This is a genomic window from Pseudoalteromonas sp. XMcav2-N (assembly GCF_024124545.1).
Taxonomy (GTDB): Bacteria; Pseudomonadota; Gammaproteobacteria; order Enterobacterales; family Alteromonadaceae; genus Pseudoalteromonas.
The window spans coordinates 1-25393 of sequence record NZ_JAMXSF010000014.1 but is presented as its reverse complement, the minus strand read 5'-3'; the positions used below and the strand labels follow the sequence as shown (position 1 = coordinate 25393).

Here is a 25393-nt window from a genome sequence, read left to right as displayed (position 1 = left end):
CTGAGGTGCCAGCTTCGTTGCGGCTACATTAATCGCTCTTCCGGGTTTTGCAAAGCAAAATTCAATGTTCAGAGGCAAATTTATTGCTTTTCTTCAGGGCTGATGAATTAGTAATCACTTTTTCCTTGGTCTCTTGGGGCCTGCTTGATTGAACCCTGACAGGCGTCAATCAGTGACTGGTCGTTTTAAGTTGCAAGCCTCTTACTGGCATGTTTAGGTGTTGCGTAAATTTCACATTATTGTTAAAGGATCACTCGCGTGAACGCTTCACTGAAAACCACTCTATCTCGCACTGTGTGCGCTGTGACTTTGGCACTGGGACTGACGGGGTGTGAGCTGACTCAGGTCAGTGCCGATCAGCAATTTACCAGTCTGGCTGAGCAAGTTATGACGTTTCGTAACGACAATCGAGACACGATTAAAACTCAGTTGCCCGATCTAAGTGCGACCGCTTTGGCGACTCAAAATACGGAGCGTGAACGCTTTCTTCAGCGATTAGACGCACTAAACACGGGAAATTTAAGTGAAGACAACCGTATCAATCTGACGATTTTGCGCGCCCAAATCCAGGATCAGGTCGATCGCTACCGTTTCAACGCACATTACATGCCGCTCAAGTCTGAAAGTGGATTTCACAGTAGTCTGCCCTGGCTGTTTAATGATGTGGATTTGAGCAGGCCTGCGGGATATGAGGTGTATCTGAATAAGCTCGCTGAAGTGCCACGTTATTTCCAGCAAAATATTGACTGGATGCGCAAGGGGCTGGCAGTGGGGCTGACTCAGCCCAAAGCGGTGCTGACAGGATATGAATCGTCTATTGAAGCGTTTATTGTCGATGATGTAACGCAATCGCAGTTTTTCAGGCCTTTTGCTGTCAATCAGCATAATTTGCCTGAGCAGGAGTTTGCCGCGATCCAGGCGCGGGCAAAAACGGTATTGGCACAGCAGGTTATTCCCGCGTATCGCGAGTATTTAAAGTTTTTTGTCGAAGAGTATCGACCGGGTGCACGGGATGACATCGGTATTTCCAGTACACCAAATGGTGTCGAGTTTTATCGTAATCGCACTGCACATTTCACTACCACGCAAATGACACCCAAAGAGATCCACGAACTGGGACTTAAAGAGGTTGCCAGGATCAAAGGTGAAATGATGCAAATCATCAGGCAAACCGAATTTGAAGGAAGCTTTGCCGAATTTGTGCAGTTTTTGAGAACAGACCCTCAATTCTACGCCAACAGTGCCGAAGAGCTGCTTAAGGAAGCGGCGTATATTGCGAAGCAAATGGACGCTCAGCTACCTAAACTCTTCCATACGCTGCCGCGCCGCCCGTATGGTGTGGCCCCGGTACCAGATGCGATCGCACCTAAGTACACCACAGGTCGCTATCTGGGCGCGGACAAGGATACAGATGCAGGCTACTACTGGGTGAATACTTATGCCCTGGATAAACGTCCCTTGTATGTACTTGAAGCACTGACTTTGCATGAAGCTGTGCCTGGGCATCACTTGCAAATTTCACTGAATCAGGAGTTAGATTATTTACCTGACTACCGTCGCGATTCTTATATTTCGGCATTTGGTGAAGGTTGGGGATTGTACGCGGAGTACCTGGGCCTGGAAGCCGGGTTCTATCAGGATCCGTACAGTAACTTTGGACGTCTGACCTATGAAATGTGGCGGGCGGCCCGTTTGGTTGTGGATACCGGCATGCATATGTACGGCTGGAGCCGCGAAAGGGCAATGAACTTTATGCGCGATAATACCGCCTTGTCACTGCACAATGTTAAAACCGAGACCGATCGCTATATTTCCTGGCCGGGGCAGGCCCTGTCTTACAAGGTTGGAGAGCTGACTATTAAGCGCCTACGTGCGAAAGCCGAGACGGCATTAGGTGATGCCTTCGATATTCGTGAGTTCCACCATCAGATCCTGCGTCATGGTTCAGTACCATTAAGCGTGCTGGAATCCCAGATCGATAACTATATTGCATCGGCGCAACAAGCGGATCAAACCCGCTAAACCACATGCAGATCAATCCGCAATTGTGGGTTGATCTGCATTGCTTGCGGCTCTGAATTACTGCAATACACTGATGATCAGCTGGTAGCAAGCTTCTTTGCTGTGACAGCTACGGGCGTGCAGGATCAGTTGTTCACCCACTTCCAGAGCCAGGCGCTGGGCGCGAAGACGAGCCTGTTCATCCTCAATTTCATCCAGATCGCTGACATGGGCCAGACCTATTGTCCGTCGGATCATTTCGCAACCACAGTAACCGATGGCATCCTGAAAGACTTCATGTAAAAAGTGTTCAGCATATCCTGCTACCAGCAAAGTGCTGTCTTTACCCTGTTGTTTACACAAACTGAGCCACTGCTGCTCAAACTCGTTGAGACAGATATCTATGGTGCGCAGCAAATATGTATGAATATCGCGGCGTTTCGATGGCTCGCTGATGCGGCCATGCTGGGCGCAGAAGTTCAACAGCAAATTGCCGATGAAAGACCCCAGATCGAACCCAATGGGGCCGAAAAAGGCAAATTCCGGGTCAATAAGTTTGGTTGTTGTGTCATCAACAAACAGGCTGCCACTGTGGGCATCACCATGCAACAGTGTCTGGGGCGAAGACAAAAAGCGCGTTTTGAGCTGCGCTATGGCCAGTTTGAGCGCTTTATTGCGACGAAGCTTACTGACTTCAGGGCTCAGCGCATCGGGATAGTGGTTGCGCTCAGAGTCCTGATAAGGGTCATCAAAAAACAACTCCTCCGTGATGGCGCAAAGCTCCGGATTAGTGAAAGTCTGTACCAGGGATTTTTTTTCGGTCGCGCTGAGGTAGAAATCGCTGTGATAAAAGCTGGCTGTGGCCAGGTACCGGGCAACATCCCTCCCCAGATTCGCAAAGGTACGCCCGGCATTGAGCTCCCCACGCAATATGCGCAGGTGGCCTAAATCTTCGAGTATGGTGACGGCCTGCACACTGTCATGATGTATCACTTTAACGGTGTGCGTCGGGCAGACCTTACCATGGCGGAGCAATGCGTTGGCTTCAATACGCGCCCTGTCCAGTGTCAATGGCCAGCTTTCACCAACACAGCGGGCATACGGGAGTGCCTGTTTCAGGATCACACTGTGGTTGTGTTGATCCGTGACCCTAAACACCAGGTTTAAGTTGCCATCGCCAAACTCATAGCAGTTCAGCTGGGCGTCTGGCGGGAAGATCCCCCCCAGGTTATTGATGTATTCAATGGCCATTTCATTGTCAAACGCCTGATAAGCACTCATCCGGATCATCCACATAGAATAAAATTAGATCAGCATTCTATACCTTCGAACGTTTAGAAGTCTATACATCTTTAGATCTTGATGTAGAATAGTTGCCAGCCATTTCATTATGGGATCACGCTGAACGAGCAGGTCTGGTTGATGATTGGCATTACTCAGGAGCAAGCCGGGGGAAGCAAGGTTGAAAGAGTTAATCGCACGCAGTCTTAAATATCAAAATGGCATGGTTCAAGTGCTGGACCAGTATCTGCTGCCACATCAGCAACTATGGCATCACTGCGAAAATGTGGAGCAGATGAAGTCGCTGATCTTAGCACTTAAAGTACGCGGGGCGCCTTTGATTGGCCTGGCGGCCAGCTTGCTGGTGGCTTATCTGGCAGAGCAGGGCAGCAGTAAAGCGCAATTGAACGACGCCATTGATGAATTGACCGCTACGCGTCCAACCGCAGTAAACCTGATGCATTGTATGGCCAGACTGCGCGAGGCGCTGCAACAACCTGAGTATGCGCAGGCCGTGGTTGCTGAGGCGGAGCGTCTGTTTGAGGAAGACTGTGCCTTGTGCGATCGAATGGCCACATTCGGAGCTGAACTGGTTGAGTCCGGAGACAATATTCTCACTCACTGTAACACCGGGGCACTGGCTACTGCAGGTGTTGGTACGGCATTAGGGGTTATCCATCATGCAGCCAGGCAACACTCGAATATTCATATTTGGGTTGATGAAACCCGGCCTTTATTACAGGGGGGACGCCTGACGGCCTATGAGCTGGCTCAGTGGCAGATCCCATACACGCTGATCTGCGACAATATGGCAGCCAGCCTTATGGCTGCGGGCAAAGTCGATAAGATTCTCGTCGGCGCAGATCGCATTGCGGTTAACGGCGATTTTGCTAATAAGGTGGGGACTTATAACCTGGCTGTACTGGCGCATTATCACCAGATCCCTTTCTATGTTGTAGCACCAGTGACGACGCTGGACAGCAGCTGTGCATCCGGGCAGGACATTCCTATTGAGCAGCGCGCAGAGACAGAAGTCACAGGAGTGAGTGGCAGCTTTGGTCGTTGCCAGTGGGCGCCGGAGCAGGCGAAAGTGTACAATCCTGCCTTTGATGTCACGCCTGCCGCGTTAGTCACGGCCTGGGTACTCGATACCGGGGTATATTATCCGCAAGAGGTTGCAGCTGGCGTATTAGGCACGGTATGAGAAGACCCGTGCCGTAAGGGCGTTTTAATCCAGTAACGGAAAGCGCTCTGCGATTGGGCTGCTGGTACTTTGTGCTACCCAGCCTTGTTCATTGTTGAATAGCCGGATCGCTGTAAACTCAGGATCGCTGCCCATATCAAACCAGTGAGGTGTATTGGCAGGGACTGAGATCAGGTCGCCCTGCTGACACAGCACCTGGTACACCCGCTCGCCAATATGCAGGCAGAATAGCCCCTGTCCTTGCACAAAGAAGCGGACTTCATCTTCGCTGTGAGTATGCTCAAAGAGAAACTTCTGACGCAGTGAGGCTGCGTCGGGGTGACCTTTGGGTAAGGAGATCACATCTACCGTTTGATATCCATCTTGTGCTGTTAGTCGCGCAATATCTGCTTGATAAGCCGAAAGAATATCGTCATGAGAGGTGGCCTGAGCGACATCATAAGCGGCCTGCCATTGTTCAAAACGTACACCTACTTTACTCAGTTGGGCGGCTATCTGGTGATGTGCTTCACTCTGGAACTCTATTTTATTCTGGTGCTGGTCGTGGAAAACGGTCAACTGGCTCATAGCGACTCCTGTGCATGGTATTGGCTGAAATCTTCAATATATTTGTGCTGTTGTGCACGTGGCTGTGCATCGCGCCACAGCTGTAAGGTCTGCAATCCGGCTGCTTTGGCGGCATCCAGTTCGGCCACGACATCACTTAGAAAGAGAATTTCGTGCGCCGCAAAAGATAACTGACTGACAATGGCTTGATAGGCTTCAGGCTGTTGTTTGGCACCCACCCGGGTATCAAAATAGCCACTGAACATAGGTCGCATATCGCCATAGTCTGAATGCGCAAACAGCAGTTGTTGAGCCTGAACGGAGCCGGATGAATATACATAAAGTGCCTTGCCGGCGTCATGCTCTGTGCACAAAAACTGGTAGGCATCCGGATAAATATGGCCAGTAAAGTCGCCATTCTGATAACCATGCTGCCAGATCATGCCCTGTAATTGCTTCAGCGGGGTTATTTTTTTATCTTCGGCGATCCAGCTAAGTAGCGCCTGAATAACCTGCTCCAGCGAAGCGCGTGGCTCGCCCAGTTCAGCGCGCACGGCGTCCAATTGCGCACTGACTTCGGGTTGTTGCGCATACTGAGTGACGAAATCTGTCAGGTTGTTCGCGGCATAGGGAAACAAAATCTCTTTAACGAAAGAGATGCGCGTAATGGTGCCTTCGATGTCGGTTAGAATTGCTTTGATCATCCGTTTTTTTCCAGTTGTCGGCGCGTCAGTTCGCAGTTAAACAAAAATTCCAGTGCTTCAATATGGCGACGGGTTTCGGTGATATCACCGCCCATGGCATACAACCCATGCCCGCGGATCAGCACGCCGTGTTGGATAGGCGTATGGGAATGATATTCAGCTACCCGACCAGCCAGGGCGGGAATATCCTGATCGTTATCGAATACCGGAATGGCCAGAGTTTCCAGGTGGCTGGTATAGCCATGCAGGGCTTTTTGCATTTCATACCCAGTGATGTCCAGGCTGTGATGTGCTGTCAGGCGTGACAAGACTGTGGCGGCAACAGAGTGAGTATGTAAGATACAATGGGTGCGAGGGCTGAGTGCATAAAGCGCAAGATGTAGCTCGGTTTCAGCCGAGGGGTTACCAGTGCCGGCTGTTTGTGTGCCCTCGATGTCGAATTCCAGAAAATGCTCAGGTTGTAATGCGCCCTTGTCATGACCACTGGCCGTGACAACAAAGCCTTGCTCTGTTCTAATGGAGAAATTGCCTCCGGTTGCCGGTACCCAGCCTTGTTCGCTGAGCCAGCCTCCGGCTTCTATCAGGGCATGTTTTGCTTGTGCTGATTGCATACGCTTACCTCTCACGAGTAATATCGTGGATGATTTTAGACGGCTATACTTCTATTTACAGCAATGATAGCATCGCTTGGGCCGTTACACCACACGCAAACGAGGACTTGGCCGTGGAAAGTAAATTACCTCATGTAGGCACCAGTATTTTTTCAAAAATGACCGCGCTGGCCAATCAGCATGGCGCACTCAATTTGTCTCAGGGTTTTCCTGAGTTTGATGCGCCTGAGCGGCTCAAGCTCGGACTGGCCCGGTATGTTCAGGCGGGTATGAATCAGTATGCGCCTTCACCCGGCATGCCTGCTTTGCAACAGCAAATTGCCGCACTGGTTGAACGAAAATACGGGGCCAAGATCCGGGCAGACGCTCAGGTAACCGTGACAGCAGGTGCCACAGAGGCACTGTTTGTTGCCATTCAGACGCTGGTGCGCCCGGGTGATGAAGTGATAGTGTTCGATCCTGCGTATGATTCTTATCATCCAGCCATTGAGCTGGCCGGCGGTACCAGTGTGCATATCGCGCTACAGGCACCTGATTATCGGGTTGACTGGCAACAGGTTGCGGCCGCGGTGACAGCAAAAACGCGCGCGATTATTATCAATACACCGCATAACCCAAGTGCAAAAACGCTCAAGGCCGCGGACATGACAGCGCTAAAGGCGCTGGTAAATGAGCATGACCTGTATCTGATCAGCGATGAAGTGTATGAGCATATTACCTTTGATGCTCAGCCGCATATGAGTGCGTTGCGGGACCCTGATCTGGCAGCCAGAGCCATGGTGGTGGCCAGTTTTGGTAAGACCTTTCATTGCACCGGCTGGAAGCTGGGATACTGTATTGCACCTGAGGCGCTCAGTGATGAGTTTCGTAAGATCCATCAGTATGTCACCTTCTCTTGCTTTACCCCGGCGCAGCTGGCGCTGGCTGATATGCTCAAAGAGGAGCCGGAACATGTCGATGCATTGTCTGATTTCTATCAGCATAAGCGTGATCTGCTGGTTGAAGCACTTCAGCCGGGCCGATTTACCATTTTGCCCAGTGAAGGCAGCTACTTCTTGTTGTTGGACTACAGTGCCATTTCGTCACTGGACGATGTGCGTTTTTGCGAATATCTTGCGGAGGAAGTCGGAGTTGCGGCGATCCCCCTCAGTGTATTCTATGCCGGCGGCAGTACAGATAAGGTGATCCGTTTGTGCTTTGCCAAAGAAGACAGCACCTTACAGGAGGCTGCGAAGCGCCTATGTCAACTTTAACCGTTGCATTGGTGCAGCAGTCGATTGACTGGCTGGCACCTCAGAATAACTTTGCTCAGCTGGATACTCAGCTGCAAGCCCAACAGGATCAATTACACAGCTGTGATCTAATCATTTTGCCGGAAACCTTCGCGACAGGCTTTGCGTTGGCCGAACCCTGCGCAGAACCTCCCCTGGAGGGTAAGGCCCTAGCTTTTTTACAACAGCAGGCGCAGCGCTGGCAGGCAGTTGTGGCGGGCAGCGTACTGGTGATGCAAGGTAACAAGAAAGCCAATCGTTTTTACTGGTGCTGGCCGGATGGCACAGTGCGCTACTATGATAAACGCCACCTGTTTTGTCTGGGCAAAGAAGGGGAGTATGTCATTGCCGGAGAGGAGCGTGTGGTATTCGAGATAAATGGCTTCAGGATCTTACCTCAGGTGTGTTATGACCTGCGCTTTCCAGTATTTCAGCGTAATCGCAATGACTATGATGTGATGATCAATGTGGCAAACTGGCCTGCTGCCCGACGTCGCATCTGGGATACGTTATTGCAAGCCAGAGCGATTGAAAACCAGTGTTATGTGCTGGGTTGTAACCGGGTTGGTGAGGATGGCTATGGCACAGCACACAATGGTGGGACAGCCGCATATGATTACACCGGTGCCCTACTGGCGGGTATCGCGGATGATAAAGCCGACGTGCTGGTGGTCAGCCTGGATAGGGCGTTGCTGGAGTCCTTCAAGCTGGGCTTTCCTGCGCATCTGGATGCGGACTCATTTGCCCTGCAATAAGAAACCAGATACAGCGCGGTGAAACCTAAACCGCGCTGTACATACACTGATGGACCTCTGTGCAGATTTAAGAGGCGTTATAGCTGTGGATCAGCAGCTCCTGTTCAGGTGACGCCAGGGCGCTCTGTTGACACGCATTCACTTCAAAGTAACCGAGTAATTCACGCATCGCATTGGCCTGCTCTGACATTTGTCGTGCTGCCGCCATCGTCTCTTCCGTGATAGCCGAGTTCTCCTGAATTAAGTCCGTCAGGCGTTGCACAACGATATCCACTTCTTTGATCGATTGCTGCTGTGTGGTGGTCGACAGATTGATTTTCACTATGTTTTGGCTCACATCGGCGACGGCTTCGACTATTTGATCAAGCTTCTCACCCGAATGATTGGCCAGCTGCGTGCCTTGCTCCACTTTCTCATTGCTATTGGCAATTATCTCTTTGATTTGCTTGGCAGAAGCGGCACTGCGACCCGCCAGCTCACGCACTTCGTTTGCAACCACCGCAAAACCCCGGCCATTTTCACCTGCCCGTGCTGCTTCTACGGCGGCATTGAGTGCCAGCAAGTTGGTTTGAAAAGCCAGCGCATCGATCACTGACACAATTTCATTGATGTCTTTGCTGGCCCGGTTCACTTCACCGATGGCTGCCACGGTATCCTGTGACAGAGAGCCGCCTTCTTTGGCTATGGTTTCCGCATTACTTGCCAGCTCCACTGCGGTGCCTGATTGTTTGGCGACTAAAGTCAGCTCCTCGAGCATATGGCTGGTACTGGCGCTGGCTTCTTCCAGGTTGGCCGCCTGCTCTTCGGTACGCTGGCTGATCTCTGTGTTGCTGGCTGCTATTTCTCCGGCACTCTGGGTCACCTGACCCGCCGCATATTGGATCCCTTCAATCACTTCAGTTAGCTTGGCGATGGTGGCATTAACATCGCGTTGCAGTGTTTCAAATACGCCCTCGTAGTGGCCATTGATCTGTTCATTCAGCTGTCCTTTAGCCAGCGCGCCCAATACCCGTGTGACCTCATTGATGGCGTCAGATACAGTGGTTGTGGAGGCGTTGACGTCTTCTTTCAGCTGCAATAACTGGCCCTGCAAGTCGGATCCAATCTGGACGGTAAAATCTCCCTGGCTCATCGCCGACATGACGCTGGCCAGCTCTTCTATGACGCGGCTGAGATTATTCACTGAGTGGTTGATATCGCCTTTGAGTGTATCCAGCTGACCGCACATAGGAGAATTGATAGTGCGGTCGAAGCGACCATGGCTGATTGCCATCATGACCGATGAAATTTCACTGATGGCCTCATCGACACTGCGTACCGAGACATTAATGTGTTCCTTGAGCTCCCCGAGCTGCCCCTGAGCTGGCGTTGATACGGTTTGTTTGAAGTCTCCCTCGCTGACGGCAGCCATAGTGTGACCGATGTCTTCGATAATGGCGGCGAGATTTTCCACGCTGGAGTTAGTGTCGTCTTTGAGTTCCTCAAGCTGGCCGCGTAGCGGTAACTCAAGACGCTGGCTAAAGTCGCCCTGACGCAGTGCACTCATCATAGCGGCGAGCCCGTCAATGGCCCCGGCAACACTGCTTACTGAGTTATTTACGCTTATTTTTAGCCGTTGCAGGCTACCTTGCGCCTCAACTTGTACTTGCCCCCGGAAGTGACCTTGCTCCATCTCTGACATCACGCTGACAATTTCTGTCATAGTCGAATTGATAGAATGCATAGAGGTGTTGATATGCTGTTTGAGGGTTGCCAGGTCGCCACTCATTTCGGATTGGAGCTGCTTGTCAAACTGACCTTCTGACATTGCATGGATCACTTGCCCCACATCACTCAATGCCGCTTGAAGGCTTTGCGCGCAGTCATTCGTAGCACGCTTCAGGGTATCCAGCTCCCCTTTACACGGCACACTGATCCTGTCGTCAAATCTACCTGCGGCCATGCGGTTCATTACTCGATTTGTCTCTGAAATAGATAGCTGCAACGCGTCCAGCAGGGAGTTAAACGCCTGGCCGCATCGGCCAATTTCATCCAAAGTATTTATCTCAGTGCGTAAAGCAAAGTCACCCTCTTGTTCCACTTTGCGAATGGTATTTACCAGCGCGTGGACCGGACGAGTCAGAGTACGAGCGAACCAGAACGCGGCCAGAATAATCATAATAATACAGGCCGCCAGCACCATAAGTAACTGGGTGCGCAAGGTATTGATTGGCGCAAAGGCTTCGGCTTCGTCGATTTCAGCCAGCAGCGCCCAGCGCACATTAAACACCTCTACTGAGGTATAGGCCGACAAAACGGGGTTGCCGTTATAGTCGAGTACGACTTTCTGTCCTTGTTGTCCCTGCATAGCCAGTTTGAATGCTTCGGTATTCACTGTGCCTCTTTCTGGATGACGAAATGAGGCCGTGACTGAGTGATGAACCGGGTCCAGATAAGAGTCTGAGCGCATCAGGCCTTCCGGACCAACTAAATAGGTCTCTCCGCTTTCTCCCAGTCCCTGACGTTCTGTCATTATGGTATTCAGGGCGTCTATCGAGAGCTGGAAGATTAATGTGGCTGATACCTGACCATCAATCACTAACGGGGCCGCGACAAAACTGGCGGGGGCATTGTAAGAAGGCAAATACTGCTCATAATCAACAAACGCCATATCGCCTTCCTGGCTTAACTCGCGGGCTGAGAGAAACGCTTTGGCAATATTGCTCTTTGAGTAAGGGCCGTAGAGCAGTGAGGTGGCAAAGTCGCTCTCTTTATAGACCGAATAGATAACATTGCCATTCAGATTATCGACAATGAAAATATCGTAAAACTCGTAAACGTCGGCAATTTTAGTAAAAAACTCATGGTATTGCCTGTGTACTTGATCGTATGTGTCGTCAACAGGACTACTGAGCAGGTTAAGCTTTTCCCCCAAAGGATGCGGGTTCTCGGCCAGGTAACGGGTTTGTAAAGTGATCCCCTGAGGAGACAAGTCGTCTAGTAATATTGCGGGCGGTGCGGCTTGCTCATTGAGTGATTTAAAGCGTGGCGCAAACTGCTCGCGATAAAAGCGCGTCAGGCTGGCGGGTGTTGCAACGGCATTATCGACTTCGGCATAGGCCCGGATGAAGTCCCTGGCAGCTTGCTTGACATAGGGGTTCACCGCCAGCGATACCAGTTTATCCTGCACGCCATTGAAATGACGCTCAATGGCGCTTTCTTTAATTTCACCGACCGCCCCCAATTGGGCATAGACCTGTCGGGTCATAGCATCGGACGCTTGCATCAGGGCCATAGTGATGACGATGGCGGTTGGGATCAGGGCGACCAAGAGAAAGGCCGAGATCAATTTTTGTGTCAGGTTAAGTGACTTAAAGAAGTGGCTGAGATCAGACATGCTCCCTGCTCCTTGTATTAGCTGATATACCCGTGAGGCTGTGCTGGTGGCGCCTGTAAACGCGGCCTCGCTGCGCCGCCATCATAGCATGAGCCTGACGACAGAGTATCCTATTCAGTGACACAGTTTAGAACAGTTCTCGACAATATCCAGCGCACAGAGCGGGACAAGTTGAGGTGTGTAAGGCATTGCTGCCAGAAGATAAATGCGCAGATAGAGAGGTAGGCGAAAAAAAAGCAGCCTTTCGGCTGCTTTAGCAATGAAATGATCTGGTTTTAGTGTTTCCAGTGATATTTATGTGCTTTTTCTTCCATATACGCTTCCGTTGCCGGATGCATTGGCGTTTTACTGCCGTTTTCGAAGAACAGCGGCTGACGCTGCACATTATAGTTACCCGTTTCGTTCATCGTCGCAGCATCATAGATACGACCATTCAAAACGGTATAAGCGACTTTTTCTGATTCGCGGATGTCGTTCAGTACGTCACCATCAATGATCACTAAGTCTGCCAGCTTGCCTTTCTCAATGGTACCAATGTCGTGGTCCATTGCCAGATATTTGGCACCATCGATGGTACCACTGCGCAGCGCTTCCCATGGCGTAAAGCCACCTTGCGCCATTGACCATAGCTCCCAGTGTGCACCCAGACCTTCGCGCTGACCGTGTGCACCAATGTGTACCGTTACGCCCTTATCACGCAGTTGTTTCGCGGATTTTGCAGCGTTGATATGGTTATAGTGGTGTTCAGGTGCCTTTTCACGGCGCACTGAACGCGGGTTCAGAATGTAGTCTGGAACAAAGCTGGCCAGACGTTCGTTCTTCCATACATCTGTGGTGTCGTAGAAGTAATCTTCCCCTTTGATACCACCATAGGCCACGTTAAACGTTGGGGTGAAACCGGCTTTGGTCTGGCTCCACATTTGTGTAACGTCTGAATAGATGTTCGGGATCGGCAGCGCATGCTCCAGACCGGTGTGGCCATCGATGATCATATTCATGTTCTGCTGGAACTTCGAACCGCCTTCCGGTACCACCATGATTTCCATTTGCTTGGCAGCTTCGAGCACTTGCTGACGCGTATCACGACGTGGGTGATTATAACTCTTCACTGTGATAGCCCCCGCATCTTTGAGACGTTTAACATGGAATTGTGCGTCTTCCAGATTACTGATTGGGGTTTTATATCCCGGAGCATTACCTGCGTAAAGAATACGGCCTACCGAGTAAATACGCGGTGCGACGGTCAAACCTGCACGTTGTAATTCGGCCATAGAGAAGACTTCGTTCGAGTCATTGGATGGATCATGAATTGTGGTAACACCAAAACTGACGTTGGATAGCTGATTCCAGTTTTGTTCCGGTTGCAGGTTATGGCTGCCATAGCTGCCGTGGGCGTGTGCATCTACCAGACCAGGGATCACAGTTTTGCCAGTGATATCCATCACTTTGGCTTTACTTGGGATCTCAATATCGGCACGAGTGCCCACCGCAATAATGCGGTTTTCTTCAATCAGTACCACCCCATCTTCGATGATTTCTTGCTGCTCGTCTGCGTTACGCATAGTCACAACTTTACCACCAACCAGGGCCAATATACCTTCTGGCTTGTCGGCCTTTTTCTCAAAGCTCAGATCAATGCCTTGCGCCGTCAGTTCTGCCGGCTCGGCTGCTGCGCCTTTTAAGAACGCAAAGGTATCTGTGAGCTTACGCTGATACAAAGTAGGACCAAAAGCCCAGGTTAACGCACTGCTGTCTGCTTTCCAGTTCAGGAAGTCACCAGAATATTTTGAGACTTGTTGCACTGGGAACGACTTAGTCCCTTTGTTAATTGACAGGGTTTTACCTGTGCTGGTAAATGGCGCCACAAAGGTGTTGAAGTTTTCGATGAAGGCAACATAGTGACCATCAGGAGAAACACGGTAGTCAAAAATGTAGTCGCCCTTGAAGTGTGAACGCTCTTTTTCACCAGTGAGGTCAACAGATTTTAGTTCACGGTGTGTACCATCGCTCATGACGCTGAAATAGATACGGTCTTTTTCTGCGCCGAAGTGGGGGTTGTCACCATGTTTGATGATGCGCTTGGCTTCACCACCTTTGGCACTGGTCAGGTAAATGCCCGGTTCCATCGACCAGTCACCGCTGAGCAGGTAGCCCCCAGTCACTTTACGATACAAGACGTGTTTACCATCTGGTGAAAAGCTCGGGTTGATATAGTGACCTGGGTCTTGGGTGATCACTCGGCCTGTGCCGCCACTGGCTGATACTATGCGTACGGCACCCAGGTCCTGATCGTCCCAGCTGGTGTATACGATGTATTTGCCATCACGTGAGAAGCTTGGGTAGAACTCAAAGTGGTCGTTTTGCTTTGTTACACGGCGTACTTTACCTGAAGCGATGTCTTTGGTGTACAAATGACCCAATGCCTGAAACAGCGCCGTTTTACCATCCGGAGAAATCTGTGACCAGCGCGCCAGCTTGACTTTGAAAGTATCCGGTGCCACGTCGACGGCAAATTTAAGTGCAGGTGTGATTTCTTTCTCTGCAACAACGCGAGTCGGGATCACATTGGCTTGTTTACTGGCAATATCGACTTTATGGAATACGCCGCCGGCCCAGAAGACTAAGGCTTTGCCATCCGGTGTATAGGCAAATGCCGGGGTGTTACCCTGTGCACCATTGGCTTCTTGCAGGTCCCGGTCCAGACCGGCAAAGATCTCAGTTTCGATACCTGATTTCAGATCTTTAATATACAAGGCGCTTTGCATGACCTTGCCATTTTCAATACGCTTAACGAACGCCAATGATTTACCATCCGGGCTCGGTGTTGGGCGAATCGCGCCGCCGGAGCCACGGATCACAGTTTCTTCTTCACCAGTGGCCAGATCCCATGAGCGGATCTCGAACACAGATCCCAGGGCATTTTTGTTGTATTCCCAGGTGACACCAGGTGTGGCGTCGACTGAGTAATACAGTTTTTTGCCATCGGTTGAGAAAGCCGGTTCAGCGATATTTTTCTGCGACTTAGCACCATGCAAACGATCTCTTACCACCACACCTTTACCACCTGAGATATGGTACATGCGGATTGAGCCACCCGGAATCGTACGACCCGTTACCTGACCTTGTTTAACCGCGATATACTGACCGTCTGGTGACCAAGCTGGATTATGCAGTAGGTTATGAGATTCATCAGAGACTTTGCGCATGTTGTCGCCATTGACGTCCATTACCCACAGGTTCTCTGCCCCTTCACGGTCCGAGATAAAGGCGATTTTTGTGCCATCGGGAGAGAATTTAGGCTGGAAGTTCCAGGCTCTGTCACTGGTGATCGCTGTGGCTTTACCACCGCTCATTGGCATCACATAAATGTCACCCAACATGTCAAAAATAATGGACTTGCCATCCGGGCTGACATCCAGGTTACTCCAGGTGGTCTCGTTGGTGTCTATGGTAATGGTTTGCTTGTCACCCGGGGGAGTCAGCACGTTCCACTCTTTAGTACTGGCTTGTTCAGCTTTATCTGTGGTTGCCGCCACTGAGGGCGTGCTGAGGCCGATCATGGCCGCACCGATGGCAATGGCCAGCGGTGATTTAAGTAGTGTCATAATGAAATTTCCTTCAGATTTCTTGTTATTTGGGTAGCACAGCACCCTGTGTCAGCTAGAATGACTAACTTTTCCCATAAAGTCGACATTCTGGCGATAAAAGTAATGCTTTGCGCGTTTGCATGAAGCTGCCTAGTTGAGCGTGTGATGACGCACATACTGCAGGTAGGCTTCCAGGCTTTGCTGCCATAACACCATGGCATCGGATAGCTCTTCATCGCAGCGCTTTTTATCCAAAAGCCTGCGCTCGATTTTTTTAAGCATTAAACCATAGCGATTAAAACCAAGCTGGAGCGCGGTGCTGGCCTGGCGATGCAAGAGCTTAATACACTGTTGATCATCTTCATCCAGCAGTTGCTGAATGTGGCGTAATTTAGTCCGGGCAGACAAAACAAATTCGTTATAGATGGATGAGACTTCATCTTCGCTGAAGCCGCTGAGTGAGCCTACAGCGCTTTCATCATAGAGGGTATCGCTCAGTTCGACACTGATATCTGGTTTTTGCGCTTTTTGCGAATTACTGATGGCCTGACGCAGCTTATCTTGTTTGATGGGTTTACCGACTACATCTCGGATCCCCAGTGCCAGATACTCTTTGATTTCTTCCGGACTGAGGCTGGCGGTAAAGGCCAAAAATGGGGTGCGCCGATTCTTGTGTTCAATGTTTTTAAGTCGCTTGAGTACCTCCTGACCGGTTAAATCAGGTAAATTCATATCCAGTAATACCACATCAAATGTATGTTCGGTAAGCTGCTCGATGGCACTCTCGCCATCGTTGGCCAGTTTTATCCTGTGTTCGTCACTGGCCATAAATTCAATGGCAATCTTACGGTTCAGATCCAAGTCTTCGACCAATAAAATGTCCAGGCCGGTGGCATAGTCGACATTATGATGGCGCTTCTCGACCAGGCTGAGCTCTCCGACTGTCAGCGTTAAATCAAAACTAAATGAACTGCCTTTATCGAGCTCACTGAGGATTTCCAGTTGGCTGCCCATTTTATCCAGCAGTCGCGCAGTGATGGCAAGTCCAAGCCCGGTGCCTCCTTTTGTTTTACCGGCACTGCTTTGCACATAGGGCTCGGTGAGCTTCTCGATGTCTTCCTCTTCAATGCCGGGGCCGGTATCGATCACACTGAAACGTACCCTGTGAGCCATATTGCCTTCCTTGATCATCTCAACACAGACCTTTACCTCACCCTGATCGGTAAACTTGATGGCGTTACCTACCAGATTTAACAGGATCTGACGAAGTTTTTGCTGATCACAGTAGTAGCAAACCTGCTCAGGCATATCGTATACCAAGGTAAAGGTTAGCCCGCGTTGCTCTGCCATAGGCGTCATTAGCAGACACAGATTGTTGAGCCAGCTTTTAAACTCAATGTCCTCGGCGGCCAGTACTTCGTCGCTTTGCTCCAGGCTGGCGTAATCAAGTACTTTATCTATGAGGAGGTTGAGAGACTCAGCTGAATTAATAATGGCTTCGCAGTATGCCTTGCTGGCCTGATCCCCAATGCGATTGAGTACCAGCTGAGCACTGCCGAGTATGCCATTGAGTGGGGTGCGGATCTCATGGCTGACCGTGGACAGGAATAAGCCCCGGATTTCCAGGTCTTGCTGTGCTTTTTCTGTCAGGCGGTTAAGGTTATGTTCGCGCCGTTCATTACATAAAATAGCCATACCGGTGGCATAAAAGATAGGTGCCAGTACGCCATTAAAAAACAGGGTAATGGTAAACCAGGGGCTGTCGAGCAGGTTACCATGATGGATTTCCCCCATGAGCACAGTACGACCGGTAAAAACGCAAAGGATAAAGCTCAGCACAATGAGATATACAATGCTGCCGTTAGGATATAAAGGGTGGGCATAGCGGACAAAGTAGTACAGCAATAGCAGTGCTTCGGCGATGTGCTGGAGATCGGAGATCAGAATACGTTGCCTGAGACCCGGCGCTATGGCGCTGAAATAGACCAGAGCACAAAATAAAACACCGGTGACGATTAGATAAAATTGAAAGGCTTTATCACGGACTCCAAGAAACTGACTAATTGCCCAGCAATGAAGTATCGAGGCGGCAAAGAGCAGACCGTTAGCGATGCCTATGGTTTGCCACTGCTGAAAGTGGCTGTGAAGTGCAAAGCCGATGATACCGGCAAACAACACCATAGGATAGAAAATGTAGACCAGTGTGCCTGGAGTGTCTTTATTCGCACGCCATGTCAGGTAGTTAAGAAGGGTCATCATGGCAGTCATGACGACGCTGGTAACATATAGAGTTTTAGGATCCAGCATGGTGCGCTCTAGCAATAAATGAACTTTGCTAGCATAAAAGGAAGAATAGGATCAGTAAAGCGGTGCTAAAAGGTAAAATGTGCCGAGTTAGCATCGGCACATTCACAATGAGACGTAAACTAGCGGATTTCGTCCGGGATATTTTGTTGCGCCCAGGACAATAATTCAATCCTGTTACGGCACTTGGTTTTTCTGAATGCACTGTACAGGTGAGTTTTCACTGTGTGTGGGCTGATGTTCAGATCTTCCGCAATTTCTTTGTTCTTTGACCCTTTACTCATTAAGGTAATGATAGCCTTTTCACGCTTGGTGAGTTTAACCGGCTCAATATCACCTTCAGTCAGTTTGTGTAGTGCGTCTTTGTTAAACTGCAGCATGCGGTTCAGTGCATTACACATAATCTCACGACGATACCAGAGCTGATCTTCCATCAGCAGGCGGATCCCTTTCATCAGTACATCCGCATTATCCGTGGTATAGAAGACGCCGCGGATACCACTGAGCAAGGCACGGTTAGCCAGTTCAGGGTTTTCATCAAGGTTAAACAACACAATGTCGCAACTGACCTTGAGGTTGACAAGCTGCTCTTTTAACTTGCCCCAGGCATCATTGACAGCCGTTTCAATGAAGAGTAAACGAGTGTTCTCTGGTACTTCTGAAATATCTGTCCCGGTGATTACGTCCAACCCCTGAGTTTTCAGCAATGGTTGTAATACATTGACGCCTATGGTGTTAATAGGTTCTTTGTCTAGCAATAAAAATGCAGTACTGCTCATGTGGAAAACACTCTCATTCTGTCTGATTACGCAATGCTATCACGGGACTCAGACCTTTTGTATTAGAAATATCATCAATAAATAGATTGTTCTGCTATATATTGTGGCATTTCTGATCTTGTTGTCGAATTAAAGCCTCAGGTAAAACCTTAAGGCTTTGATATTTATGTTCTTATTTTTTTGTTTGCTAATATGTTAGTAAATTACATTCATTAACAAAGAATAATTTAGCCTACTACTTTTTTCTTATCCTGGTATGGAGGCCAGCCCATTTCTTTTCCTGCAAGTACATGTAAATGAATGTGGTAAACCGTTTGGCCACCATCGTTATTGCAGTTCATAACCGCACGATAGCCGTCGTCTGCAAAACCGTGTTCTTTAGCAAGTTTAGCTGCTACCAGATACAAATGCCCAACCAGGTGTGCATTTTCTTCATTAATGTCATTCATGGTGGCGATCGGTGTTTTAGGGATCACCAGAACATGAAAGGGTGCTTGCGGATTGATGTCCTTAAACGCCAGGGCCAACTCATCTTCAAACAGGATATCGGCGGGAATTTCCCGATTAATTATCTTGGTAAAAATTGTTTCTTGGCTCATTATTTTTCCTTGTATACGAAAGTTTAGCTGATCAGCATAGCGTGCAAAGAGTAAGATACAAGCGAAAAGTGTTGTTCAGAGTTTAGTCACTCGACAAGCGGATACCAATCTCCGGTGAATGAGTGTTTTAGTCCGAACAGGACGCTTAATTACTCTGTGGCTATTTTAGGTTCACAGCTAAGTGTCAGCCACATTAACAACAAAATAAAGAGGAATTATGAAGAAAATACGCATTTTTTACTTTCTGTGCGTCAGCCTGTTATGTGGGCGTGTTATGGCGGCGCAGTTGCATTTTCCGGAAGAACTTTTGCCGTTACAGGTCGGGCAGCAGGAAATAGAGCATTCATTTTTTAACAAAGTGCGAGATCTGACGCTTTCCAATGGGATGCATCAGATCCGGGTCAAGTATACGGACTTATATGAAATCGGCTATGACGACCATGAAGTGATTGAGTCTAAGCCTTTTTGGATCACTATTGAGGTGAGTGAGCAGGGAAGTTATCACGTGGAGTTTGAACGGGCCGATACACTCAAAGCCGCTAAGCAGTTTGCAAAGCAGCCACAGCTGTGGCTTAAAGTGCCAGATGGGACACGTACACCAGTCAAAACGCTGACTGAGCAACTGCGGATCCGCTCTGTCCCGCAGGTGGCAGAAAGGCTTAACACCCCGGCGACTAAGTCAGGTTACGCTGATTCTTTACCTGTCGAACCGCCTGTGGCGCCTCAAGCTAGTAAGCCTGCTTTGTCTGACGCTTTACCCGCAGCGCCTCAGGCTGGTAAGCCCGATGCAGCGGCGATGCTGGAGTTCTGGTGGCAACAGGCTAGCCCGGCTCAGCGCGCGGCGTTTTTAGAAAAAGTACAGCCTCAATGAGGCCGTACTATTACCGGTATCAATTAGTTAGCAAAGATGGCATCTATGGTGCCTTGTGCTAACGGGTGATAGCCCGGGCGGGCTTTTTGATACACTTCATAGGCCCAGTCGCGTTTGCCATTGGCAACCAGTGACTTGTACAAGCGCACGATGAGCTTACGGCGGCCAATGCCACTGAGGTGCTTGTCGAGGGCCGGGTAAATGGCGTCATAGCCATTGCCAACGGCCAGCATAAACCAGGCAAAGGCCAGCTCGGCATTGGTTGAGTTGGTCAGCCCAAACGCCTGATCGAGCGCTGCCATTTTATCCTGTGCCAGGTCGCGCGGCAGGTTATTAATAAAGTGCAGCCACTCGTGCACTGTCCAGCTGGTGGTGGGAATGGCACTAAGCGTGCTGTTTCCAGCTAACCAGGCCTTTGTCGCGGCATCTACTTTGTCAAATGCATCTGAGGTCGGATTCGGTGCATCGGCCGGTAATCCCGATTGGTGGATCCACTCATTGACCTTATCCATGCTGACAATGCCAGGATGTTTGTTGATGAGGTGCTTCTCAATATACTGAACAAACTCGGCGGTGGTCAGCGATTTAAACGCGTAGGCATCAAAGTAGCCTTTAACAAAGGCATCAAACACTTTACGACCAAATTTTTCTTCCAGGTAGATCAGGAACAGCTGGCCTTTAGTATAAGGAACGGTGCTGAATGCATCGTCCGGATCGCGACCATTGAGACGCAGGTTCAGGCGGGTATCTGGTGCGGGCAACTCCTCAACAACGGTGCGTAGTCTGGCGGAATCCAATGCTTGCTCCATGACCGCGCGCTCACGACCAAACACCTCTTCCATAATGCGGTTTTCGACATAAGAGGTAAAACCTTCGTTCAGCCACAGGTCTTCCCAGGTGGCATTGGTGACCAGATTGCCCGACCAGGAATGCGCCAGCTCGTGGGCGATCAGGTTAACCAGGCTTTTGTCACCCGCAACCACAGTAGGCGTGATAAAGGATAAGCGTGGATTCTCCATGCCACCAAACGGGAAGCTCGGCGGCAGCATCAGTAAGTCATAGCGGCCCCAGGCATATTCGCCGTACATGGCGTTGGTTTTATCTATCATCGCCTGGGTGTCATTAAACTCAGCAACAGAGGCATCTAATATCTGTGGTTCGGCAAAGATGGCGGTTTGATGCGACATCTCTTTATATTCGAGGTTACCGGCACCGATGGCGATAAGATAAGGTGGAATGGCCTGCGGCATATCAAACCAATAGTCGCCATCTTTGATTAACGCGCCACTGTTGTCGGCACTCATGACTGCACGCACATCTTTGGGTGTATTAACACGCGCAGAGTAGGTCACGCGCATCGCAGGGGTGTCCTGGACGGGGATCCAGCTGCGGGCATGGATAGCCTGAGACTGACTGTACATAAATGGGTGCGACTTGCTGGCGGTTTGCTCTGGCGTCAGCCATTGCAGACCGGATGCCTGTGGCAAGCTGTTGTAGTAAATGCGCGCTTTTTTCGCTTGTTGCTTAAAGCGGATAGTCAGTTTGGCGCCTTTCACATCATCGCGTTTAGCAAGGGTGAAAGAGGCAGGATACCATTTGCCGTTACTGCCCTGGTACATCACCTTGTCTATTTCAAGGTCACGGGTGTCCAGCACCAGGGTTCTGGCTTGTTTGTTTTGCCATGCCAGCGTGTGTTCCACAAAACCTTCCAGCTGTTTGTCTGCAAAGTCGACATCCAGATCCAGATGAAGGTGTGTACTGATCACGTCGTTGAGGTTGGCATAGGTGTGTTCGTCCACCGCCTGAGCACTCAGCGCGGTATGTGACAAGCCTGCTAAGGCAAGACCAAAGGTTAGGGCAGAAAGTTTCATTATTATCCTTGCTCATGATGTGAGTAGAGCCGCTGTTATACCACTTAAGTGCCAAAATGACACCTTGATGCGTTGGAGCTTAGGATAAGCTACACTAGCGGCAATTTTGCATTTGTTACAGGGTTTGGGCGTGTACTCTTTGCAGTCATTACACACATTTTCGCTACCGGCATCGTGCCGCACATTATTGCGTATTACCGATCCGGCGCAGCTTTATGATCACGATTTTAGTACGCCGTTTTATATTTTAGGTGAGGGCAGTAACAGTGTGTTCCTGAGCGATTATGAGGGCACAGTGATCCAAATGGCCAATCGTGGGGTGGCAATCGAAGAACAAGCTACTCATTATGTTGTACGCGCTGCAGCCGGCGAATCCTGGCATGCACTGGTGATGCACCTGCTGGCACAAGGGATTGGCGGACTGGAGAACTTAGTCTTGATCCCGGGCACTCTGGGCGCAGCCCCAATCCAGAATATCGGTGCTTATGGCGTGGAGCTGGCCGATGTATTGTATCAGGTACGGGGCTTTGATATTGCCAGTCGAACCATGCAGACCCTGGATAAAGCGACCTGTGAGCTTGGCTATCGCGACTCTGTGTTTAAACATGCGCTGAAAGATCGTTTTATCATTACTGAAGTGACTCTGCATCTACCTAAGCAGTGGCAGCCTGTGCTGAATTATGGCCCGCTAAAAACACTCTGCTGCGAGACGGTGACCCCTCAGGCGGTCGCTGAACAAGTGATGGCAACCCGACGCAGTAAACTGCCCGACCCTCAGGTGCTGGCAAATGCCGGAAGCTTTTTTAAAAACCCGGTGGTCGACAAAGCACAAGCCGACGCTCTGGCCAATCGTTATCCCGACCTGCCCAGTTACCCGGTCGATGCGCAGCATAGCAAGCTGGCCGCTGGCTGGCTCATTGAACGCGCCGGGCTTAAAGGCTATCAGCGGGGTGGGATCAGAGTGTATGAGCGCCAGGCCCTGGTGCTGGTCAATGAAGGCCACAGCAATGGTGAGGACCTTAAGGCGGTGATCAGCCATATTCAGCACACTATACTCACTCATTTTGACATTGTGCTGGAGCATGAGGTCAGGCTGATAGGCCCGCAGGGGGAAATTACAATACAGGAAGCGCACTATGGTTAAAGCACCCGATGGCAATAAGCGGGCCATTTTACATGCCCTGAAGTGCGGCGAATTTGTCTCCGGACAGGCACTGGGCGAACAGTTGGGGATAAGCCGGGCGGCGGTGTCTAAGCACATTAAATCATTACAGCAAATGGGCATCGACATTTTTAAAGTGACGGGTAAGGGCTATCGACTTAATAACAGTTTACCTCTATTAGCAGAAGCTGAGATCCGTCAGAGCTGGGCGCAGCTCAGTGACACGCCATGTCAGATAGAAGTACATTCTATTATTGATTCGACGAACAGCGAGCTGATGCGTCGTATTCAGGCCCACCAGTCTATTCCCAAAGGGCAAGTGCTGGTTGCGGAAATGCAGCAGGCCGGGCGAGGTCGGCGTGGTCGTCAGTGGCAGTCTCCATTTGGTGCCAACTTATATTACAGCTGTTACTGGCAGCTGGATGAAGGTATGCAGGCTGCCATGGGGTTGTCGATTGCCGTCGGGCTGGCGGTACATGATGCGCTTAAAGCCTTGTTTGATTTGGATGTGCAGTTGAAGTGGCCAAACGATGTGTATCTGAATGAGCAAAAGCTGGCGGGCATTTTGGTTGAGCTGGACGGTCAGGTTGAAGGCCCTTGCCATCTGGTGATTGGCATTGGTCTCAATGTCGCGATGCCGGACAGCGCCGCCGGACAAATCGACCAGGCCTGGACGGATCTGAGCCAGCACGTAAACGCGGTGAATAAAAATCAGCTGGTGGCTGTGCTGACTTTATGTCTGCAAAAGCGCTTGGAGATCTATCAGCGCCACGGGCTGAGCGTGATGACAGAGCAATGGAATGCACTGAATGTGCATCGTGAGCAGGCCGTGACTTTAACCACAGGTCAAAAACAATGGCGGGGTATTTGTGAAGGCATAGATCTGCAAGGTGGACTAGTGCTGCGTCAGGATGGTGAACTAAAAACCTATTATGGCGGCGAAATCTCAGTGCGTAAGGAAGCATCATGAAATTGCTGGTAGATGTGGGCAATACGGCACTGAAAACGGCAACGCTGGGAGGGGAGGTTATCACCTTAGTGCCTGAAGCAGATATTCCCTGGTCAGAGATAGAAGAAGTGCTGATTGCGCAAGTAGGTAAGAGTGCGTTAGTTGCACCACTGATTGCGCGTGCGCAGCAACTGGCTATTCCATATTATCAGGCTAAGACCAGTGCAACATTGGGTGGGCTAACATGTGCCTATCCGCAATTTGAGAACCTGGGGATCGATCGCTGGCTGACGGTGGTGGCCTGTTATCACCTTTATCCGCAACAAAGCTGCGTGATACTCGATTGTGGCACCGCCAGCAAAATAGATGTGCTTAATAAAGCCGGACAGCATCTGGGCGGCTGGATCTTGCCTGGCCTGGATATGATGATCAGCAGCCTGGTCAGCAATACCCAGAAAGTTTTCAGTGATGACGCCAGTTTGTTTTTGCCTGAGTTGGGTACTAATACACCCAACGCGGTCAAAAATGGTGCCCTGGTCGCAACCCTGGGGGCACTGGAATACTATTTGGGCCAGTCTGACGACAACCCTGTGATTGTTTGTGCAGGCGGATATGGTGAATTAATGCAACAGCATTTAACACGCCCTTGTGTGTACAACGATATTTTAGTGCTGCAGGGCCTGATGTACTGGCGTAAATATCAGCAGTTTGCATAATAATTTGCCTGCAATACAAGTTTTTGCTGTAAATGTGACCATTTAAACAATTATCTGTGATTTTTTTTACTTTGGGTGTTGCATAGTCCCGGCCATTCCTCTAATATCTCGCCCCGTACTAAAGCAGTGCCGACTTAGCTCAGTTGGTAGAGCAACTGACTTGTAATCAGTAGGTCATCCGTTCGACTCGGATAGTCGGCACCAGTTTTTAAACAGCAACGCTTTAGACAAGAATTTTTTGACGTGGAGGGGTTCCCGAGCGGCCAAAGGGATCAGACTGTAAATCTGACGGCACTGCCTTCGCTGGTTCGAATCCAGCCCCCTCCACCACTTTATTCTTGACGGTTAGAGGTAGTTAAGAACAGGTTCCTAAAGCGGGCATCGTATAATGGCTATTACCTCAGCCTTCCAAGCTGATGATGCGGGTTCGATTCCCGCTGCCCGCTCCAGTTTTCTGGTGTGCTGATATAGCTCAGTTGGTAGAGCGCACCCTTGGTAAGGGTGAGGTCGGCAGTTCAAATCTGCCTATCAGCACCAGTCTTCGGATCTTCCTAAATACTTCCTTTGATTTGTCATAAAAACATTTATAATTGTACTTAATAATTTTAGTCTGCCGCCGTTGTGGCGTGTGGATTATTTTTATATGTAATCTAGATACACAAAACTTATAGGTTCCGTCATGGCAAAAGAAAAGTTTGAACGTTCGAAACCGCACGTTAACGTTGGTACTATCGGCCACGTTGACCACGGTAAAACTACCCTAACTGCAGCAATCACTAACGTACTTGCAAAAGTATACGGTGGTG

General features: G+C 50.0%; 19 protein-coding genes and 4 tRNA genes. 13 read left to right on the top strand and 10 right to left on the bottom strand.

From position 1 onward, the window contains the following. Window positions 1-258: 258 nt before the first annotated feature. Window positions 259-2022, top strand: coding sequence for a DUF885 domain-containing protein (locus tag NH568_RS17025; RefSeq protein WP_253049114.1), 1764 nt, complete (start codon window positions 259-261; stop codon window positions 2020-2022). 57 nt (window positions 2023-2079) lie between these two features. On the opposite strand, the gene mtnK is transcribed toward NH568_RS17025, so the two are convergent. After that, window positions 2080-3282: an S-methyl-5-thioribose kinase gene (gene mtnK / locus NH568_RS17020; protein WP_253049111.1), complete on the bottom strand. Its 1203-nt coding sequence runs from the start codon at window positions 3280-3282 to the stop codon at window positions 2080-2082. 181 nt (window positions 3283-3463) lie between these two features. Here mtnK and mtnA point away from each other — a divergent pair, with 181 nt between their 5' ends. Continuing rightward, window positions 3464-4486, top strand: coding sequence for an S-methyl-5-thioribose-1-phosphate isomerase (gene mtnA / locus NH568_RS17015; protein ID WP_253049108.1), 1023 nt, complete (start codon window positions 3464-3466; stop codon window positions 4484-4486). Between the two features lie 24 nt (window positions 4487-4510). Here the strand turns inward: mtnA and NH568_RS17010 are convergent, their stop codons facing one another. From NH568_RS17010 to NH568_RS17000, 3 genes are read right to left on the bottom strand one after another with little or no spacing between them, the layout of a single operon-like run. Then, window positions 4511-5053 carry a cupin domain-containing protein gene (locus NH568_RS17010; protein WP_253049105.1) on the bottom strand — a complete coding sequence of 181 codons (543 nt, stop codon included), beginning with the start codon at window positions 5051-5053 and terminating at the stop codon, window positions 4511-4513. Continuing rightward, the gene (mtnC, locus tag NH568_RS17005; protein ID WP_253049102.1) at window positions 5050-5736 is read right to left on the bottom strand and encodes an acireductone synthase; all 687 of its coding nucleotides are present in this window, start codon (window positions 5734-5736) and stop codon (window positions 5050-5052) included. Before mtnC ends, NH568_RS17010 begins: the two co-directional genes overlap by 4 nt. Further along, complete coding sequence (locus NH568_RS17000) at window positions 5733-6347, bottom strand: methylthioribulose 1-phosphate dehydratase (protein WP_253049099.1); 615 nt, start codon at window positions 6345-6347, stop codon at window positions 5733-5735. The genes mtnC and NH568_RS17000 overlap by 4 nt, the downstream gene beginning before the upstream one ends. Before the next feature lie 158 nt (window positions 6348-6505). Between NH568_RS17000 and NH568_RS16995 the strand changes: the two genes are divergently transcribed. Next, entirely contained in the window at window positions 6506-7600 is a 1095-nt protein-coding gene (locus NH568_RS16995) for a methionine aminotransferase (protein ID WP_253049320.1), read from the top strand. After that, the gene (locus tag NH568_RS16990; RefSeq protein ID WP_253049098.1) at window positions 7588-8373 is read left to right on the top strand and encodes an amidohydrolase; all 786 of its coding nucleotides are present in this window, start codon (window positions 7588-7590) and stop codon (window positions 8371-8373) included. The genes NH568_RS16995 and NH568_RS16990 overlap by 13 nt, the downstream gene beginning before the upstream one ends. A 67-nt stretch (window positions 8374-8440) precedes the next feature. Here NH568_RS16990 and NH568_RS16985 read toward each other — a convergent pair whose 3' ends face one another. The 5 genes from NH568_RS16985 to NH568_RS16965 all read right to left on the bottom strand — a co-directional run bounded on the left by NH568_RS16985 (window position 8441) and on the right by NH568_RS16965 (window position 19018). Further along, window positions 8441-11749 carry a methyl-accepting chemotaxis protein gene (locus NH568_RS16985; RefSeq protein WP_253049097.1) on the bottom strand — a complete coding sequence of 1103 codons (3309 nt, stop codon included), beginning with the start codon at window positions 11747-11749 and terminating at the stop codon, window positions 8441-8443. Between the two features lie 275 nt (window positions 11750-12024). Further along, entirely contained in the window at window positions 12025-15354 is a 3330-nt protein-coding gene (locus tag NH568_RS16980; protein WP_253049095.1) for an amidohydrolase family protein, read from the bottom strand. Between the two features lie 132 nt (window positions 15355-15486). Beyond that, window positions 15487-17643, bottom strand: a complete 2157-nt coding sequence (locus NH568_RS16975) for an ATP-binding protein (RefSeq protein WP_253049092.1) — start codon at window positions 17641-17643, stop codon at window positions 15487-15489. Window positions 17644-17762: 119 nt separating this feature from the next. Beyond that, window positions 17763-18419 (bottom strand): response regulator transcription factor, encoded by a 657-nt coding sequence (locus NH568_RS16970; RefSeq protein WP_054016069.1) that lies wholly within the window; start codon window positions 18417-18419, stop codon window positions 17763-17765. 227 nt (window positions 18420-18646) lie between these two features. Next, window positions 18647-19018, bottom strand: a complete 372-nt coding sequence (locus tag NH568_RS16965; protein WP_253049089.1) for a histidine triad nucleotide-binding protein — start codon at window positions 19016-19018, stop codon at window positions 18647-18649. A gap of 217 nt (window positions 19019-19235) precedes the next feature. Here NH568_RS16965 and NH568_RS16960 point away from each other — a divergent pair, with 217 nt between their 5' ends. After that, entirely contained in the window at window positions 19236-19889 is a 654-nt protein-coding gene (locus NH568_RS16960; RefSeq protein WP_253049086.1) for a DUF2057 domain-containing protein, read from the top strand. 23 nt (window positions 19890-19912) lie between these two features. On the opposite strand, the gene NH568_RS16955 is transcribed toward NH568_RS16960, so the two are convergent. Further along, window positions 19913-21760, bottom strand: coding sequence for a M1 family metallopeptidase (locus NH568_RS16955; protein WP_253049083.1), 1848 nt, complete (start codon window positions 21758-21760; stop codon window positions 19913-19915). A 130-nt stretch (window positions 21761-21890) separates the two neighbouring features. Here NH568_RS16955 and murB point away from each other — a divergent pair, with 130 nt between their 5' ends. The 8 genes from murB to NH568_RS16915 all read left to right on the top strand — a co-directional run. Beyond that, window positions 21891-22904, top strand: a complete 1014-nt coding sequence (gene murB / locus NH568_RS16950; protein WP_253049318.1) for a UDP-N-acetylmuramate dehydrogenase — start codon at window positions 21891-21893, stop codon at window positions 22902-22904. Continuing rightward, the gene (gene birA / locus NH568_RS16945; protein ID WP_253049080.1) at window positions 22897-23892 is read left to right on the top strand and encodes a bifunctional biotin--[acetyl-CoA-carboxylase] ligase/biotin operon repressor BirA; all 996 of its coding nucleotides are present in this window, start codon (window positions 22897-22899) and stop codon (window positions 23890-23892) included. Before murB ends, birA begins: the two co-directional genes overlap by 8 nt. Beyond that, complete coding sequence (locus NH568_RS16940) at window positions 23889-24587, top strand: type III pantothenate kinase (RefSeq protein WP_253049077.1); 699 nt, start codon at window positions 23889-23891, stop codon at window positions 24585-24587. Before birA ends, NH568_RS16940 begins: the two co-directional genes overlap by 4 nt. Before the next feature lie 128 nt (window positions 24588-24715). Next, window positions 24716-24791, top strand: a tRNA-Thr gene (locus NH568_RS16935). Between the two features lie 41 nt (window positions 24792-24832). Then, window positions 24833-24917, top strand: a tRNA-Tyr gene (locus tag NH568_RS16930). Between the two features lie 44 nt (window positions 24918-24961). After that, window positions 24962-25036: transfer RNA gene (locus tag NH568_RS16925), tRNA-Gly, on the top strand. A gap of 12 nt (window positions 25037-25048) precedes the next feature. Beyond that, window positions 25049-25124, top strand: a tRNA-Thr gene (locus tag NH568_RS16920). A 142-nt stretch (window positions 25125-25266) separates the two neighbouring features. Next, window positions 25267-25393, top strand: a 127-nt coding sequence (locus NH568_RS16915; RefSeq protein WP_228553369.1) for a GTP-binding protein, incomplete at its 3' end; no start/stop codon positions are given.

Bases quoted from the DNA above. Each gene is read 5' to 3' on its own strand.
- NH568_RS16970 (WP_054016069.1), bottom strand. From the start codon at position 18,419: ATGAGCAGTACTGCATTTTTATTGCTAGACAAAGAACCTATTAACACC.
- NH568_RS16995 (WP_253049320.1), top strand. From the start codon at position 6,506: ATGACCGCGCTGGCCAATCAGCATGGCGCACTCAATTTGTCTCAGGGT.
- NH568_RS16980 (WP_253049095.1), bottom strand. From the start codon at position 15,354: ATGACACTACTTAAATCACCGCTGGCCATTGCCATCGGTGCGGCCATG.
- NH568_RS16940 (WP_253049077.1), top strand. From the start codon at position 23,889: ATGAAATTGCTGGTAGATGTGGGCAATACGGCACTGAAAACGGCAACG.
- birA (WP_253049080.1), top strand. From the start codon at position 22,897: ATGGTTAAAGCACCCGATGGCAATAAGCGGGCCATTTTACATGCCCTG.
- NH568_RS17000 (WP_253049099.1), bottom strand. From the start codon at position 6,347: ATGCAATCAGCACAAGCAAAACATGCCCTGATAGAAGCCGGAGGCTGG.
- NH568_RS16955 (WP_253049083.1), bottom strand. From the start codon at position 21,760: ATGAAACTTTCTGCCCTAACCTTTGGTCTTGCCTTAGCAGGCTTGTCA.
- mtnC (WP_253049102.1), bottom strand. From the start codon at position 5,736: ATGATCAAAGCAATTCTAACCGACATCGAAGGCACCATTACGCGCATC.
- NH568_RS16990 (WP_253049098.1), top strand. From the start codon at position 7,588: ATGTCAACTTTAACCGTTGCATTGGTGCAGCAGTCGATTGACTGGCTG.
- NH568_RS16975 (WP_253049092.1), bottom strand. From the start codon at position 17,643: ATGCTGGATCCTAAAACTCTATATGTTACCAGCGTCGTCATGACTGCC.
- NH568_RS17010 (WP_253049105.1), bottom strand. From the start codon at position 5,053: ATGAGCCAGTTGACCGTTTTCCACGACCAGCACCAGAATAAAATAGAG.
- NH568_RS16965 (WP_253049089.1), bottom strand. From the start codon at position 19,018: ATGAGCCAAGAAACAATTTTTACCAAGATAATTAATCGGGAAATTCCC.
- mtnK (WP_253049111.1), bottom strand. From the start codon at position 3,282: ATGAGTGCTTATCAGGCGTTTGACAATGAAATGGCCATTGAATACATC.
- NH568_RS16960 (WP_253049086.1), top strand. From the start codon at position 19,236: ATGAAGAAAATACGCATTTTTTACTTTCTGTGCGTCAGCCTGTTATGT.
- NH568_RS16985 (WP_253049097.1), bottom strand. From the start codon at position 11,749: ATGTCTGATCTCAGCCACTTCTTTAAGTCACTTAACCTGACACAAAAA.